16 protein-coding genes and 1 pseudogene are annotated in these 14,689 nt (G+C 60.1%); 8 read left to right on the top strand and 9 right to left on the bottom strand.

Going from position 1 to position 14,689, the window contains the following annotated elements:
• Nucleotides 1-25: 25 nt before the first annotated feature.
• The 3 genes and pseudogenes from LPU83_RS73390 to LPU83_RS40195 form a co-directional block, all read right to left on the bottom strand.
• Nucleotides 26-169 (bottom strand): annotated as a pseudogene (locus tag LPU83_RS73390) (IS630 family transposase); the annotation flags it as partial.
• A 384-nt stretch (nucleotides 170-553) separates the two neighbouring features.
• Entirely contained in the window at nucleotides 554-1,498 is a 945-nt protein-coding gene (gene gshB, locus LPU83_RS40200; RefSeq protein WP_024314453.1) for a glutathione synthase, read from the bottom strand.
• An 84-nt stretch (nucleotides 1,499-1,582) separates the two neighbouring features.
• Nucleotides 1,583-2,038: a cupin domain-containing protein gene (locus tag LPU83_RS40195; RefSeq protein WP_029709977.1), complete on the bottom strand. Its 456-nt coding sequence runs from the start codon at nucleotides 2,036-2,038 to the stop codon at nucleotides 1,583-1,585.
• A gap of 89 nt (nucleotides 2,039-2,127) precedes the next feature.
• On the opposite strand from LPU83_RS40195, the gene LPU83_RS40190 reads away from it, so the two are divergent.
• Nucleotides 2,128-3,510: an IS701 family transposase gene (locus LPU83_RS40190; protein WP_037068948.1), complete on the top strand. Its 1,383-nt coding sequence runs from the start codon at nucleotides 2,128-2,130 to the stop codon at nucleotides 3,508-3,510.
• A 203-nt stretch (nucleotides 3,511-3,713) separates the two neighbouring features.
• Here LPU83_RS40190 and LPU83_RS40180 read toward each other — a convergent pair whose 3' ends face one another.
• From LPU83_RS40180 to rsmI, 6 genes are all read right to left on the bottom strand, one after another.
• Nucleotides 3,714-4,811 (bottom strand): ABC transporter ATP-binding protein, encoded by a 1,098-nt coding sequence (locus tag LPU83_RS40180; protein WP_024317760.1) that lies wholly within the window; start codon nucleotides 4,809-4,811, stop codon nucleotides 3,714-3,716.
• Between the two features lie 11 nt (nucleotides 4,812-4,822).
• The gene (ugpE, locus tag LPU83_RS40175; protein ID WP_024317759.1) at nucleotides 4,823-5,665 is read right to left on the bottom strand and encodes a sn-glycerol-3-phosphate ABC transporter permease UgpE; all 843 of its coding nucleotides are present in this window, start codon (nucleotides 5,663-5,665) and stop codon (nucleotides 4,823-4,825) included.
• 11 nt (nucleotides 5,666-5,676) lie between these two features.
• A complete protein-coding gene (locus LPU83_RS40170; RefSeq protein ID WP_024317758.1) occupies nucleotides 5,677-6,558 on the bottom strand; it encodes an ABC transporter permease subunit in 882 nt (293 codons plus the stop codon).
• 73 nt (nucleotides 6,559-6,631) lie between these two features.
• On the bottom strand, nucleotides 6,632-7,930 hold the full coding sequence (locus LPU83_RS40165) for an extracellular solute-binding protein (RefSeq protein WP_024317757.1): 1,299 nt from the start codon (nucleotides 7,928-7,930) through the stop codon (nucleotides 6,632-6,634).
• Between the two features lie 125 nt (nucleotides 7,931-8,055).
• Nucleotides 8,056-8,424 carry a YraN family protein gene (locus tag LPU83_RS40160; RefSeq protein WP_024317756.1) on the bottom strand — a complete coding sequence of 123 codons (369 nt, stop codon included), beginning with the start codon at nucleotides 8,422-8,424 and terminating at the stop codon, nucleotides 8,056-8,058.
• Nucleotides 8,414-9,316 carry a 16S rRNA (cytidine(1402)-2'-O)-methyltransferase gene (rsmI, locus tag LPU83_RS40155; RefSeq protein WP_029710339.1) on the bottom strand — a complete coding sequence of 301 codons (903 nt, stop codon included), beginning with the start codon at nucleotides 9,314-9,316 and terminating at the stop codon, nucleotides 8,414-8,416. Before rsmI ends, LPU83_RS40160 begins: the two co-directional genes overlap by 11 nt.
• Nucleotides 9,317-9,586: 270 nt before the next feature.
• On the opposite strand from rsmI, the gene dnaN reads away from it, so the two are divergent.
• The 7 genes from dnaN (at nucleotide 9,587) to LPU83_RS72955 (ending at nucleotide 14,544) form a co-directional block, all read left to right on the top strand.
• Nucleotides 9,587-10,705, top strand: coding sequence for a DNA polymerase III subunit beta (gene dnaN / locus LPU83_RS40150; RefSeq protein WP_024317754.1), 1,119 nt, complete (start codon nucleotides 9,587-9,589; stop codon nucleotides 10,703-10,705).
• A 115-nt stretch (nucleotides 10,706-10,820) separates the two neighbouring features.
• Complete coding sequence (gene pmtA, locus LPU83_RS40145) at nucleotides 10,821-11,414, top strand: phospholipid N-methyltransferase PmtA (protein WP_024317753.1); 594 nt, start codon at nucleotides 10,821-10,823, stop codon at nucleotides 11,412-11,414.
• Nucleotides 11,415-11,419: 5 nt separating this feature from the next.
• Nucleotides 11,420-12,007 carry a histidine phosphatase family protein gene (locus LPU83_RS40140; RefSeq protein WP_024317752.1) on the top strand — a complete coding sequence of 196 codons (588 nt, stop codon included), beginning with the start codon at nucleotides 11,420-11,422 and terminating at the stop codon, nucleotides 12,005-12,007.
• Between the two features lies 1 nt (nucleotide 12,008).
• Nucleotides 12,009-12,704: an orotidine-5'-phosphate decarboxylase gene (gene pyrF / locus LPU83_RS40135; RefSeq protein WP_024317751.1), complete on the top strand. Its 696-nt coding sequence runs from the start codon at nucleotides 12,009-12,011 to the stop codon at nucleotides 12,702-12,704.
• A gap of 24 nt (nucleotides 12,705-12,728) precedes the next feature.
• Entirely contained in the window at nucleotides 12,729-13,016 is a 288-nt protein-coding gene (locus tag LPU83_RS40130) for a DUF1330 domain-containing protein (protein WP_024317750.1), read from the top strand.
• A gap of 112 nt (nucleotides 13,017-13,128) precedes the next feature.
• Entirely contained in the window at nucleotides 13,129-14,109 is a 981-nt protein-coding gene (locus tag LPU83_RS40125; RefSeq protein WP_024317749.1) for a complex I NDUFA9 subunit family protein, read from the top strand.
• Between the two features lie 282 nt (nucleotides 14,110-14,391).
• Nucleotides 14,392-14,544, top strand: a complete 153-nt coding sequence (locus LPU83_RS72955; protein ID WP_007799501.1) for a hypothetical protein — start codon at nucleotides 14,392-14,394, stop codon at nucleotides 14,542-14,544.
• Nucleotides 14,545-14,689: the final 145 nt, after the last annotated feature.

The following is a 14,689-nucleotide window of genomic DNA, read 5'->3' as shown; positions in this document are numbered from 1 at the left end:
GGTCAGCCGCTCGCCAGCGGCTCGTATCCCACACGGCGTCACCGGAGCGCTCCGCTCTTGCGCCCAGAAGCGCTTTAAGTTTGGAAAAGGCCATTTCGATGGTGTTGAAGTCGGGACTGTAGGGCGGGAGCTAGAGCAGCCTGCCGCCAGCAGCGCTCGCCGCTTTCCGCCACCGCCTTGTCAGGAAGTCCGACGATCTGCGTCACGACCCGCCCGGGCGCGTACCATGAGCTGAACCTCGACCGGAACAGCCTCGGTGCCCTGAAATGCAACCGTGCTGACGCGTGCGACTATGCCCCACGGTGCCGCAACCATAGCACCGCAGTTTAACGACGTATCATTGTCGCAAATTGCAATCTTGCATAGAAAGCGGAGTGAAGAAGAACAATAAAGGAACAGATTCAAGCCTGCGCTGTCGCCAGGTTGTATGAGGTTGTAAGCGGAGAACAAAGCAAGCGGATTGTCCGGACCGGGCAGTGGCGGAGTGGTCTTGAGGGCAAATTGCCATCCGGGAACAAGCGTCCGCGCGCCTCGTCGCACGCGGTCAAGACGTTCAACGCTTCCGCTCGATCGCGTCCCAAAGCAGGGCAGCAATATCGGCGCCGCCGAACTTGCGCACCTCACGAATGCCTGTCGGCGACGTCACATTGATCTCCGTCATATAGTCGCCGATGACGTCGATGCCGACGAAGAGGAAACCGCGTTCCTTGAGCGCAGGGCCGATCCGCCTGCAGATTTCGATTTCACGTGCCGTCAGTTCGGTTGCCTCGGCACGTCCGCCGACATGCATATTGGAACGACTGTCGTGCTCAGCAGGGACGCGATTTATGGCGCCGGCCGGCTCGCCATCGACAAGCAGGATGCGCTTGTCGCCCTTGCGCACGTCAGGCAGGTATTGCTGTGCGATGAAGGGTTCGCGGAACAGCTGGCCGAACATTTCGAGCAGCGACGACAGGTTGCGGTCGTCCTTGGTCGAGTGGAAAACGCCCGCGCCGCCATTGCCGTAGAGCGGCTTCAAGATGATGTCGCCCATCTCGTCGCGGAAACGGCGGATTTCGCCCGCGTCCTTGGTGATCAGCGTCTTCGGCATCAGATCGGCAAATTCAGTGACGAAGATCTTCTCGGGGGAGTTCCGAACCCAGGCCGGATCATTGACGACGAGCGTCTTCGGGTGGATCCGCTCCAGCAAGTGTGTTGAGGTGATATAGGCCATGTCGAAGGGCGGGTCCTGGCGCAGCAGGATCACATCCATCGTCGACAGATCGACACGTTCCGACGTTCCGAGCTCGAAATGGTCGCCCTTGACGTCGCGCAGCACCATCGGCTCCACGGTAGCGAAGAGCTTTCCGTCCCGAAAGCTCAGGCGGTCGGGCGTGTAGTGGAAGAGCTTGTAGCCGCGAGCCTGCGCTTCGAGGCTCATCGCGAAGGTGGAATCGCCCGCAATATTGATGCCGGCAACATGGTCCATCTGGACCGCTACATTCTTGATCTTGGCCATTTCCGTCCCTTAGCTGATGCCGGACAGATGTAGGCTGCAGATGCCCCGAAAGCAACGCCGTGCTCGCGTCGCGAGACGAAATCTTCAGGCCGCGATGCCGCTCTTGGGAGCGTCGCCGCGCAGCAGGCTGCGGAGCCGATAGGCAAGCGCAACCGGCTTCGGGAACGGCTTCCTCAGGAACGCAACTTTGCGCACGTAATTGTCCACGCGCCAGCTCGCCCAGGTGCCGGCGGCAAAGAAGGCGACATCGCCGGCACCGAGCGTGCGCTCCGTGCCGTCCCCGGCGAGGATATGAACTTCGCCTTCGAGGATCATCACCGTCTCTTCCCAGTAGAAGAACCAACGGAATTCGCCCGCCGTGCAGTCCCAGATTGCGCTCACGGCTGCATCGTCATCGCTGCGCGAATGCTCTGCTGTGCGCGCCTGCGGGTTGCCGCTGATGATCCAGTCGGGATTGATCGGGGTCGAACGCATGACAAAATTATCACCTGATTTCGCCACGAACCTCTTAGCTCGACTTTGTACAAAATCGGTGGTGATTTCGGGGGCATCTGAGCAGCCCTGGGTGAATCAATTCGCCGCAGGGTCCCGGCCTTGCGCCATTCGTTTGATCGGATTCGAACGAATGGATGAGCGAACAACATGATTGTAGCCGTGAGCCGGGAGACGCGGTCCCCCACATCCTTCGCAAATGGCTGTCGCCGTTTCGTTTCTGGTTTACCGCGCCAAGCTGGGAGCATCTGCTGGTCCTGGTGATGGGTGCGCTCCTTTCGCCTGGCAAGCGAACGGTGACGGCCTGCCTGCGCATCACCGGACGCGCGGAGGTAAGTAATTTTGCCGCCTATCATCAACTCCTCAACCGAGCCCGCTGGAACCCTCGCACGTTGGCGGCCCGTCTGCTGTCCATCATTGTTGCCCGGCTCGTGCCCGAGGGCCCTGTCGTGATTGGCATGGATGATACAATCGAACGGCGTTGGGGCCAACGCATCGCCGCGCGTGGAATTTATCGTGACCCGGTGCGCTCCAGCCATGGCCACTTTGTCAAGGCCAGCGGCTTGAGATGGTTGAGCTTCATGGTTCTTTCACCTGTCCCATGGGCAAAATGTATTAAAGCCCTGCCGGTGCTGACGATCCTGTGTCCCTCTGAGCGCCATGATCAGAAGAAGGGCCGAAAGCACAAGCTGCTGACTGATTGGGCAAGGCAAGGCGTCTTGCAGCTTTGCCGCTGGCTGCCGGGCCGCGAAATCATCTTTGTCGGCGATAGCAGCTTTGCCGTTCATACACTGGCTGCGGCTCTTCCCGACACGGCCACTCTCATCACGCGGTTGCGTCTGGATGCCAGTCTCTTTGCTCCACCAGATCAACGGCACGAACATACGCTCGGGCGACCGGCGCAAAAAGGCAGGCCATTGCCGAAACTGAAAACGCTCCTCAAAGACGCAAAGACCGAGTGGCAGCGCATCGTCGCATCGTCCTGGTACGGCAAGCAAACCGACAAAACCCTTGATGTCACATCAGGAACCGGCCTCTGGTATCGGCGTGGAACGCCCCCAAGACCAATTCGCTGGGTTCTCGTTCGCGATCCATCAGGCCGTCGTGAACCCCAGGCGTTCATGAGCACCAACGTCAACCTTGAGCCCGCTCAGATCATTGCCTATTTCGTTCGGCGCTGGCAGATCGAGGTCACCTTCGCCGAAACGCGAGCGCATCTTGGCGTGGAAACCCAACGGCAGTGGAACGACAAAGCCATCATGCGCACGACCCCGTCGCTGCTGGCGCTCTACAGCCTCGTCACACTCTGGGCATGCGATCTGCTCGGTCATGGCGTCCTTCCCTATGCCGCCGCCTGGTACAAGAAAACAGAGTTCACCTTCTCCGATGCCATCGGTGCGGTTCGCATGATCCTGTGGGATCAGGATATTTATCGACAGCACCCGCCAGACCCGGACATTCCTGAAACTCAACCAAGCCGCCTCAAGCGGATGACACAAGCACTTTGCTTCGCTGCATAATGTACAAAGTCGAGCTTAGGCGTCGCTTCCGGCAGACTCGGAAAAGGGACGACCCGCGCGGCCATTGCGACCATGCTCGCCAGCATCATCTGCATACCCATGAACAACCCCGTTGTTATCAAATCCTTGCCGGGATAGCAGAGAGTTGTAAAGGTACCGTACAAGCAGTGCCTACAATTTGAACGATCACCACGTCCAAGGTGCTAGGCAATTTCCGTTTTCGTCGCCACGGCCTGTGAAAAAGCCGTTCCGCCGATACGCTTTGCGGTGTCGTGACTGAAGAAATGCAGTCTTTCGGCACCCACGGCCAGCCGCAGTTCGGACGTTAGTTCCGTCTCCGGAGACAGAACTGCCGTCAGCGGCTGATCGCCAAGACTTCCATGCACGAGACGCTGCGAGCCGAGCTCTTCCACATAATCCACCACAACAGTCATGGCATGTTCGCCGGGCCTGGCGAGGCGCAGGTCCTCGGCGCGAATGCCGACGGTGACGGGCCCGGATGTGGGTGCATGACCGCCAAGGTCGATCAGGTTCGTGGCCAGTGCAAGCTTGTCGCCATGCAGCTCGCCCTGCAGCAGATTCATCGCCGGGGACCCGATGAAGCTCGCAACAAAGGTCGAGGCTGGCGTGTGATAGACGTCGAGCGGGGCGCCGATCTGCTCGATTTCGCCGCCATTCAGAACGACCAGCCGATCGGCCAAGGTCATGGCTTCGAGCTGGTCGTGAGTGACGTAGATCGACGTCGTGCCAAGCCGGCGCTGCAAACGCTTGATTTCGCCGCGCATCGACACGCGCAGCTTGGCATCGAGATTCGACAGGGGCTCATCGAACAGGAAGGCGGCCGGCTTGCGGACGATGGCACGGCCCATTGCGACGCGCTGACGCTGGCCGCCCGAAAGGGCGCGCGGCTTACGCTCGAGATAGGCCTCCAGCTGCAGCATACGAGCCGCCTCCGCAACGCGGGCATCGATCTCGGCCTTTGGCGTCTTGCGGTTGCGCAGGCCGTAAGCAAGATTTTCATAGACCGTCATATGCGGGTAAAGCGCGTAGTTCTGGAAGACCATGGCGATGTCGCGCTCGGCGGGATCAACCCGGTTGACGACACGGTTGCCGATTTTCACATCGCCCTTGGAGATTTCCTCTAGGCCGGCGACCATGCGCAGAAGTGTCGACTTCCCGCAGCCGGACGGGCCGACAAGAACGATAAACTCGCCGTCCTTGATGTCGATGTTCACGGACTTCACCGCATGCACGTCCCCGGTATAGATCTTGGAGACCTGATTGATTTCGATGGCGGCCATCGGCGTTTCCTTTACTTGTCGCTTTCCGTGAGGCCCTTGATGAACCAGCGCTGGAACACCACGACGATGATGACAGGCGGCAGCATCGCGAGGATCGCGATGGCGAATGCTTCGTTGTAATCAGGGATCTGCGCGCCGACCCAGACCAGCAGGATCTGCTTGATGCCGCGCACCAGCGTGTAGAAGCTCTCGTCATTGGTCATCAGCATCGGCCAGAGATATTGGTTCCAGCCGTAGACGAACATGATGATGAAGATCGCTGCAACCATCGTCTTCGAGAGCGGCACGATCACGTCGAAGAAGAACTTGATCGGGCCGGCGCCATCGATGCGCGCGGCTTCGAGCAACTCGTCCGGGATCGATTTGAAGAACTGCCGAAAATAGAAGGTGCCCGTCGCCGACGCCAGCAGCGGCACGATCATGCCGGTATAAGTGTTGATGAGGTGCAACTGGTGCATCACCTCATAGGAGGGAAGGATGCGGACTTCGAGCGGCAGCAGCAGCGTCGTGAAGATCATCCAGAAAAACAGCGTTCCCAGACGGAAGCGGAAGTAGACGATGGCATAGGCAGCCAGCATCGACAAAACGATCTTGCCGACGGCAAAGCCGATCCCGAGGATCAGCGAGTTCATCAGCATGCGCGTGCCGGTGACCTGGCCTGTAAAGCCTCCCTCGCGGTTCAGGACTGTGTTGTAGGTTTCAGCGAAATGATTGCCCCAGGTCAGCGTCAGACCTTGCCGGTGGATTTCGGCGGCGTCGTGGGTTGAGGTGAAGAAGGCAACGACGACGGGCGCCATCATGACGAAGACGCCGAGGAGCAGGATGATGTGATCGACTATCTTGAGACGGTACATTCCCGCGCTCCTCAATTATAGTGAACGCGCCGCTCAATGAAGCGGAACTGGAAGACGGTCAGCACGAAAACGACGATCATCAATATCACCGACTGGGCCGATGAGCCGCCGAGGTCGTTGCCGCGGAAGCCATCCATATAGACCTTGTAGACCAGCGTGATCGGGTTGTTAGCCGCCTTGTCCTTCACCATCACATCGACAATGCCGAAGGTGTCGAAGAGCGAATAGGTGACGTTGATCACGAAGAGGAAGAAGGCCGTCGGCGCCAGAAGCGGCAAGATGACCGTCCAGAACCGGCGAAAGCCCGAGCGGCAGTCGAGCGCCGCGGCTTCGCGAACGGAGACCGAAATCCCCTGGAGGCCCGACAGAAAGAAGATGAAATTATAGGGGATCTGCTTCCAGACGGAGACGACCACCATCGCAAAAGCCGTATCGAAATAATTGAGACCGACCTTCATGTCCCAACCGAACAGGGCGGCAAAGCGGACGAAGGGACCGATATGCTGGTCGAAGAACATCATGCCGATCAGGCCGGCCACCGGCGGGGCGATCGCATAAACCGAGATCAGCAATGTCTTGTAGGTTGAATTGCCGCGAATGACGGCATCCGCCTTGACCGCCAAGAGCAGGCCGAACGACAGCGAGAAGAAAGTGACGAGCGCCGTGAAGACCGCCGTGAAGCCGGCGATCGAGCGGTATTCGGCGCTTTCGAGAATACCTCTATAATTCTCCAGGCCGACGAAGCTGGAGCCGAAACCAAACGGGTCTTCGAGGAAGAACGACGACTTCACCGCCTGAATGGACGGCCAGTAGAAGAAAACGAAAATGACCGCCATCTGCGGCAGCAGGAAGAGATAAGGCAGCGTTGGCGACGAAAACTGCACGCGCTTCATGGCGGGACCTTTGCAAAGCGGTTCCGGAGACGGCGAGCGCCTCCGGAACCGTTGTTGTCAGCGATGGACGAGATCAGCCGGCGGTCTTGGCGAAACGGTCGAGCAGCTGGTTGCCTTCATTCTCGATCGTGTCGAAAGCGTCCTTGACGGAGGTTTCGCCCGAGAAAATACGGCCATATTCGCGTTCCATGATTTCGCGGATCTGCGGGTAGAAACCGAGGCGATAGCCCTTCGACCATTCGCCGTCTTCCATCTTCAGCTGCTTGATGCCGACTTCAGCCACCGGCTCCTTGTCGTAGTAGCCTTCCTTCTTGGCGAGCTCGTAAGCTGCCTCGGTGATTGCGACGTAGCCGGTTGCCTGGTGGTAGAACTTCTGGATCTCGGGCGAGGTCAGGAACTGGAAGAAGTCCGCAACGCACTTGTTCTCTTCAGCCGACTTGCCCGACATGGCAAAGAGTGCAGCGCCGCCGATGAAGCTATGGGTGCCAGCGCCCTTGATCGAACCCCAGTACGGCAGGAAGGTTGCCGAGAAGGGCATCGTTGCCGTCTTCTTCAGGCCGCCGAAGGAACCCGAGGAACCGACCCAGAGAGCGACCTTGCCTTCTTCGAAGGGCTTCTGGTTGTCGCTCCAGCCGGCGCCGTAGTACTTGAAGTAGCCTTCGTCAGACCAGGCCTTCAGCTTGTCGAACATCATGATGAGGTTCGGGTCGGTGACCTTGAGCTTGGTGTCGACGACGCTGTCGTAGCCGTTGTTGTTGGTGGCGAACTGGATGTTGTTGCGCGAGAAGAAGTTCTCGGTGAACTCCCAGGTCAGCTGCGACTGGACGAGCGGGATGTAGCCGGCGGCCTTGAGCTTCGGCGCGATCGCCTCGAACTCTTCCCAGGTCTTCGGGGCTTCGACGCCTGCCTTTTTCAGCGCTTCCGGGTTGGTGTACATGATCGGAGCGGAAGAGTTGAAGGGCATGCCGACGAATTTGCCGTCAGCAGCAGCGTAGAAATAGCGAACACCCGGAATGAAGGCATTGCGGTCGAACTTGTAGCCGGCGTTCTTGATCAGATCTTCGGCCGGAACGACCGCGCCCTTGGCGTTGATGATGGTGGCAGCACCTGCGTCGAAGACCTGCAGAATGTTCGGCTGCTCGCCGGAGCGGAATGCGGCGATGCCAGCTGCAAGAGCTTCTTCGTAGGTGCCCTTGCTGACCGGGGTCATGGCGCAGGCAGACTGCGAAGCGTTGAACTTCTGTGCAACCTCATTGATGACTTCGCCGTTGCGGCCGCCCATGCCGTGCCACCACGTGATGTTGGTCGCAGCAAAGGACGACGATGCCGAAAAGCTTACGGCCATGGCCGCCATCGAAATTTTCTTGAACATGGCTAATCCCTCTCCACCAGTTATTGGGGTGAGGAGTGCAATAGAGGCCTTCCATGACGCCTCCTTAATGGTTTGATGACAGGAGTGTTACATCGATAGCTTTTTGCACACGATTGCAATCGACATCAGAAGGCGTTCGGAAGATGGCGAGGCAAGCGGCCCGGCAGGATGGCCACGATATCGTAACGCTTCGAAAGCACAGCATAATCGCGTTGGCGCGCCAACCACAGATCGCTGGCCGCTCTGATCCGATTTTGTGCCGTGGGCGGCACGGCGTCGATGGCGCTCATCTCCTCGCGACCCGCCTTCACTTCCACGAATATCGCCAGATTGCGCTTGCGTGCAACAATGTCGATCTCACCAAGCTTGGTGCGATAGCGCAGGGCGACGATGCGACAACCCTTCAGCATGAGATGGAGAGCAGCCAAATACTCGGAGACATGGCACCCGCCAAGCGCCTTACGGCGGTCGGTCGCGGCAGCCCTATCGCCCATCGCCGCCCTTCATGTCGAGAAGCCGTTGGTAGAGTCCCTTCTTGGAAAGACCCGTCAGCCGCGACGCTTCCGCGGCGGCCTTGGAGGTCGGAAGGATCCTGGCTAGGTCGGTCAGGATCGCATCGACATCCGCGGCTTCGACCGGGCGCTCCGGCGGCGGACCAATGACAAGCACGATCTCGCCTTTGACGCTGTCGACATCGGCATAATGTGCAGCAAGCTCCGCCAGCGTACCGCGGCGAAACTCCTCGTACGTCTTGGTCAATTCGCGACAGACGGAGGCCACGCGATCACCGCCGAGCACATCGGCGGCAGCGGCCAGCGTTGCCGCTATGCGATGCGGCGATTCAAAGAACATCAGTGTTGCGGAAACGGCTACGAACTCAGCCAGACGATCGCGACGCGCCTTGTCCTTGGTCGGCAGAAAACCGGCGAAGAGAAAGGCAGCGTTGGGCAGGCCGGAGCCAACCAGAGCGGCAAGCGGGGCGGACGCACCGGGAATGGGCACGACGCGATAACCTGCCTCGATGGCGCTCTGTGCGAGACGATAGCCGGGGTCTGAGACCAGGGGCGTCCCGGCATCAGATACAAGAGCGACGGATTTGCCGGCCTCCAGCGCCTGCATCAGTCGCGGGCCAGCCTCCTCGGCATTGTGCTCGTGATAGGCGTAGGGGCGGTTCTGAATGCCGTAGCGGTCCAGCAGCACGCGGGTGACGCGCGTGTCCTCGCAGGCCAGCACATCGGCACCGGCGAGCGTTTCCAGTGCGCGCAGGGTGATGTCGCCGAGATTGCCGATCGGCGTTGCGACGAGATACAGCGCCGACTCCAATGGCCGTGCCGGAATGGACATATTGTGCAGGCGGAAGCTGCGTTGCCTGCCGCCTTCGGCCATCACATCGTCGTTGCTCAAGGTACTTCTGCTTTCTTTGGCTTCGCGCCTTTATGGGCGAGACCTTGCAGTTCGGCAAGGCCGCTGCAATTTCTGTGAGCATTGCGCGGGAAAACGGCAATTGCATCGACGCTTCCGTTTGCGCCTCTTGCAATCCGTCGCAAAATTCTGCCATTTTGCCTGTCCACTCTCCGGTCCCTTTTGGGCAAAAGCATTCCTTGCGGCGCGCGACATGCGCGCCCAAGCAGTAACGGTCGAAAGCGGTAGCATCCCATGCGTATTACAATTGAGCGGTCCAACCTTTTGAAGTCGCTGAACCACGTGCATCGCGTGGTCGAACGCCGGAACACAATCCCGATCCTGTCAAACATCCTGCTGCGTGCCGACGGCCAGAACCTGGACATGAAGGCAACCGACCTAGACCTCGAGGTGACCGAGGCGACGCCTGCCAACGTCGAACAGGCGGGCGCAACGACCGTTCCCGCACATCTTCTTTACGACATCGTGCGTAAGCTGCCGGACGGTTCTGAAGTGCTGCTTGCGACCAGCACCGACGGCGGCTCGATGTCGGTTCAGTCAGGCCGCTCCAAGTTCTCGCTGCAGTGCCTGCCGGAATCCGACTTCCCCGATCTCACCGCCGGCACCTTCAGCCATACCTTCAAGCTGAAGGCGACCGACCTCAAGATGCTGATCGATCGCACGCAGTTCGCGATCTCGACCGAGGAAACCCGCTACTATCTGAACGGCATTTTCTTCCACACCATCGAAAGCAAGGGCGACCTGAAGTTGCGCGCCGTTGCAACCGACGGCCACCGCCTCGCCCGGGCCGACGTGGATGCGCCCTCAGGCTCGGAAGGCATGCCCGGCATCATCATCCCGCGCAAGACCGTGGGCGAGTTGCAGAAGCTTGTCGATGTACCCGACGCGATTGTGACCGTCGAAGTTTCCGACGCCAAAATCCGTCTCAGCATCGGCTCGATCGTCATCACCTCGAAGCTGATCGACGGCACGTTCCCGGACTACCAACGCGTCATCCCGACCAACAATGACAAGGAAATGCGGGTCGACTGCACGACCTTCGCGCAGGCCGTCGACCGCGTCTCGACGATCTCCTCCGAGCGTGGCCGCGCGGTCAAGCTCGCCCTCTCCGACGGCCAGCTACTACTCACCGTCAACAACCCGGATTCCGGCAGTGCAACCGAAGAAGTCGCGGTCGGCTACGATACAGATGCCATGGAAATCGGCTTCAACGCGAAGTACCTGCTCGACATCACGGCGCAGCTTTCGGGCGACGAAGCGATCTTCCTGCTCGCCGATGCCGGCTCGCCAACGCTCATTCGCGACACGGCCGGTGACGACGCTCTCTATGTGCTGATGCCGATGCGCGTCTAGGCGCGCGTCGCATTTACTACGCAAATTTTGTCAATTGCGACGTCGGGTCTTGTTTTTCGTGCCGACTGGCCGCAATTAGGGACCGGGCTGCTGGTTGCATATCTAGGAGGACGGCATGGCGTTGCGCCTGAAGGAACGGCTGGGCAAGAAGTTCGATGAGGAGATCCGCTTCTTCAAGGGAATGATGCAGGGGCCGAAGACCGTCGGTTCGATCGTTCCCACGTCCTCCATCACCGCGCGCAAGATGGCGAGCGTCGTCAACCTGCACTCCGGCTTGCCGGTTCTCGAGCTTGGACCGGGCACCGGGGCGATCACCAAGGCAATCCTCGGGCGCGGGGTAAAGCCGGAAAATCTGGTCGCCGTCGAGTATTCGACGGATTTCTACGAGCACCTGGTCCGGCTCTATCCGGGCGTGAACTTCATCAATGGCGATGCGTTCAACCTCGACAAGACGCTCGGTGACCTGAAGGGTCAGACTTTCGATTCCGTCGTTTCCGCCGTTCCGCTCCTGAACTTCCCGATGCAGGCGCGCATCGCGCTTTTGGAAAGCCTGCTCGACCGCCTGCCGGCAGGCCGGCCCGTCGTGCAGATTTCCTACGGCCCGGTGTCGCCAATCATTGCCCGGCCGGATCGCTATCACATCCAGCACTTCGACTTCATCGTTCGCAACATCCCGCCGGCGCAGCTCTGGATCTACCGGCGCAGCTGAACCCGGTGTTTGGCCTCTACATCACCCATCCGCAAGTGAAGATCGATCCAGCCGTTCCCGTGCCCAAATGGGGATTGTCGGAGACGGGTGCCGCGCGCACCCGCAAGGCAGCCGAAAGCAGTTGGGTGCGGCAGCTGCGGCGCATCGTTTCCAGCCACGAGACGAAAGCGATCGAGACCGCGGAGATCCTTGCCGCCGCTGCAGGGGTGCCCGTCGAGATCGTCCACGGCATGCACGAGAACGACCGCTCGGCCACCGGTTTCCTGCCGCCGCCGGAATTCGAGAAGGCGGCCGACTGGTTCTTTGCGCATCCCGAAGAGAGCTTCAGAGGTTGGGAACGGGCGATCGATGCGCAACGGCGGATCGTTTCGGCCGTCACCGATGTCCTCGCTTCGCATGATCCCGCCTTGCCCATTGCATTCGTGGGCCACGGAGGCGTGGGAACCTTGCTGAAGTGCCATTTGCAGGGCCGGCCGATCCGGCGCGACGGCGACCAGCCGGGAGGCGGCGGCAATCTCTACTGTTTCAGCCTTGCGGATCGGCGCCCATCGTGCGACTGGACGCCTATCGAAGAGTGGCAGGGATGGATGTGACATGGATGCACGCGAGCGGCTGATCGTCGGGCTGGATGTTCCAACGCTTGGCGAGGCTGAGAAGATCGTCACTATGCTTGGCGACGACGTCGTTTTCTACAAGATCGGCTATCAGCTTGCCTTTGCCGGCGGCCTGGAATTTGCGCGCGACCTTGCCAAGAGCGGCAAGAAGATCTTCCTCGACATGAAGCTGCTCGACATCGACAACACAGTCGCCTCAGGCGTCGAGAACATCGTCAAGATGGGGATGTCGATGCTGACGCTGCACGCCTATCCGAAGGCGATGAAAGCTGCGGTCGAGGCCGCGAAGGGATCCGACCTCTGCTTGCTCGGCGTGACCGTGCTGACGTCGATGGATGAGCAGGACCTGATCGCGGCTGGTTACGAGTATGATCCCCATACCCTCGTACTGCGCCGCGCCGAACAAGCGCACCTTGCCGGCATGGGCGGCATCGTCTGCTCCGCCGAGGAAGCGTCCGCCGTCCGCAAGATCATCGGCCCCGATATGGCGCTCGTCACACCGGGCATTCGCCCGGCCGGCAGCGACAAGGGCGACCAGAAACGCGTGATGACGCCGGCCGCGGCAGTGAAGGCCGGCTCCACCCATCTCGTCGTCGCCCGCCCGATCGTCAAGGCTGCTGATCCCAAGGAAGCGGCTCGGGCAATCCTCGCCGAAATGTCGGCGGCCCTTCAATAATCAACCAAGCCAGGGAGCGTTGAGATGGCAAAAGGATACTGGATCGCACGCGTCGACGTTCGCGAGACCGAGCGCTACAAGGACTATGTTGCGGCCGCCAAGCCGGCCTTCGAGAAGTATGGCGCCAACTTTCTCGCCCGCGGCGGCGCGATCACCGAGCTCGAGGGCAAGGCGCGGGCGCGCAACGTCGTAATCGAGTTCCCCTCCATGCAGCACGCCGTCGATTGCTACAATTCGCCCGAATACCAGATCGCCGCCAAAATCCGCCAGGAAATCGCCGATGCCGAGATGGTCGTCGTCGAAGGCATCTGAGGCAAATTTTCGGCCCTGAGAACTGCGGCGTGATGGCCCTTTTCGTCGCGCCGCGATTGGTCTAAGACGAAACCAGATCGATCACACAACTGAGCCTTTCGAGGAGCCTGTCATGACCCTTGCCAACCTGCCGCCACTCGTCACCGTGTTCGGAGGGTCCGGCTTCATCGGCAGGCATATCGTGCGCACGCTCGCAAAGCGCGGCTACCGCATCCGCGTTGCCGTTCGCCGCCCGGATCTCGCCGGCTTCCTGCAGCCGCTCGGCAATGTCGGGCAGATATCCTTCGTCCAGGCGAACCTGCGCTACCGCAACTCCGTCGATCGCGCCGTCGAAGGCGCCGACTACGTCGTCAACTGCGTCGGCATCCTGCACGAAGCGGGCCGCAACTCGTTCGAGGCGGTTCAGGAATTCGGCGCGCGTGCCGTCGCTGAAGCGGCCCGCGCCGTCGGCGCCAAGCTGATCCACATCTCGGCGATCGGCGCGCACGCGCATTCCGACTCCGGATACGCCCGCACCAAGGGTCGCGCCGAAGCAGCGATCCACGCGATCAAGCCGGATGCCATCATCTACCGTCCATCAGTCGTCTTCGGTCCCGAGGACAGCTTCTTCAACAAGTTTGCCGACATGGCGCGCATCGCACCCGTTCTGCCACTGATCGGCGGCGGCAAAACGAAATTCCAGCCGGTCTACGTCGTGGACGTTGCCGAAGCCGTTGCCAAGGCTGTGGAGGGCAAGGTCGCCGTGGGCGAAGTCTATGAGCTTGGCGGACCTGAAGTGCTGACGTTCCGTGAATGTCTCGAGATCATGCTCAAGGCAACCTGGCGCAAGAATCGTTTGGTTTCGATCCCCTTCGGCATCGCGTCGCTCATCGGCAGCATCGCCTCGCTCGTTCCGTTCATCACACCGCCGATCACGGCCGACCAGGTGCGCCTGCTGAAGAAGGACAATATTGTTTCGAAGGACGCGGAAGCCGAAGACCGTACCTTGAAGGGCATCGGCGTCACACCAACCCTGGTGAGTTCGGTCATTGGTTCGTACCTCGTGCAGTATCGTCCGCACGGTCAGTATACCGGATCAGGCAAGGCCGCCTGAGGGCATCCTACTCCCCAACATACCACGCCGCACGCGATCTTCGCGGGCGGCGTTTTTCGTGGAAAGTTTTTTCAGAATCGCGCAAGTTGTGCACGCTTTTTCCCGGCGCCGAACGGGCATAAGTTGCATAAAAGCCGCACGTAAAAATTAGCGGAATTAACACCAAATTTAGCAGGAACATTTATTGCTATTTGTCACTCCACTGACTACACACCCCGCGCGTCTCCCAATGGACTCAGCGCCTTTGACGGCGCGCCAACGACTTTTGAAAGGCTTTCTTCGATGGGTAGGTCAATCGCGCTCCTGTTTGCGTGTGCGGCGCTGGTAATTCTGGCAGGCTCCTTCATCGCACCCGGTTCGGTTGCAGCGGTGAAGGGCGAGTGCTCGCCAGCCTACGGCGTTGATCCCTGCGAGACCGGCTCCATCAGTCGGTGACGAAAGACCGGCGCCTCGGCGCCGGCATTACCCGAACAGAACGCCTGAAGCATAGCGCTTTAAGCTGTGAGTTCGCTGTTTCCGGCTTGCGGGAAACGATGGCGGATTAAATCCGCATTCGCGCCATGGATTGCGCGAATGCGGC

It is taken from the genome of Rhizobium favelukesii (assembly GCF_000577275.2).
Classification (GTDB): Bacteria; Pseudomonadota; Alphaproteobacteria; order Rhizobiales; family Rhizobiaceae; genus Rhizobium; species Rhizobium favelukesii.
Note: the sequence above shows the minus strand (reverse complement) of the source record. Positions and strands in the feature narration are given on the sequence as shown.

Excerpts from the sequence above, each read along its gene's own strand:
- gshB (WP_024314453.1), bottom strand. The coding sequence starts at position 1,498 with ATGGCCAAGATCAAGAATGTAGCGGTCCAGATGGACCATGTTGCCGGC.
- LPU83_RS40190 (WP_037068948.1), top strand. The coding sequence starts at position 2,128 with ATGAGCGAACAACATGATTGTAGCCGTGAGCCGGGAGACGCGGTCCCC.
- LPU83_RS40180 (WP_024317760.1), bottom strand. The coding sequence starts at position 4,811 with ATGGCCGCCATCGAAATCAATCAGGTCTCCAAGATCTATACCGGGGAC.
- ugpE (WP_024317759.1), bottom strand. The coding sequence starts at position 5,665 with ATGTACCGTCTCAAGATAGTCGATCACATCATCCTGCTCCTCGGCGTC.
- LPU83_RS40170 (WP_024317758.1), bottom strand. The coding sequence starts at position 6,558 with ATGAAGCGCGTGCAGTTTTCGTCGCCAACGCTGCCTTATCTCTTCCTG.
- LPU83_RS40165 (WP_024317757.1), bottom strand. The coding sequence starts at position 7,930 with ATGTTCAAGAAAATTTCGATGGCGGCCATGGCCGTAAGCTTTTCGGCA.
- LPU83_RS40160 (WP_024317756.1), bottom strand. The coding sequence starts at position 8,424 with ATGGGCGATAGGGCTGCCGCGACCGACCGCCGTAAGGCGCTTGGCGGG.
- rsmI (WP_029710339.1), bottom strand. The coding sequence starts at position 9,316 with ATGGCCGAAGGCGGCAGGCAACGCAGCTTCCGCCTGCACAATATGTCC.
- dnaN (WP_024317754.1), top strand. The coding sequence starts at position 9,587 with ATGCGTATTACAATTGAGCGGTCCAACCTTTTGAAGTCGCTGAACCAC.
- pmtA (WP_024317753.1), top strand. The coding sequence starts at position 10,821 with ATGGCGTTGCGCCTGAAGGAACGGCTGGGCAAGAAGTTCGATGAGGAG.
- pyrF (WP_024317751.1), top strand. The coding sequence starts at position 12,009 with ATGGATGCACGCGAGCGGCTGATCGTCGGGCTGGATGTTCCAACGCTT.
- LPU83_RS40130 (WP_024317750.1), top strand. The coding sequence starts at position 12,729 with ATGGCAAAAGGATACTGGATCGCACGCGTCGACGTTCGCGAGACCGAG.
- LPU83_RS40125 (WP_024317749.1), top strand. The coding sequence starts at position 13,129 with ATGACCCTTGCCAACCTGCCGCCACTCGTCACCGTGTTCGGAGGGTCC.
- LPU83_RS72955 (WP_007799501.1), top strand. The coding sequence starts at position 14,392 with ATGGGTAGGTCAATCGCGCTCCTGTTTGCGTGTGCGGCGCTGGTAATT.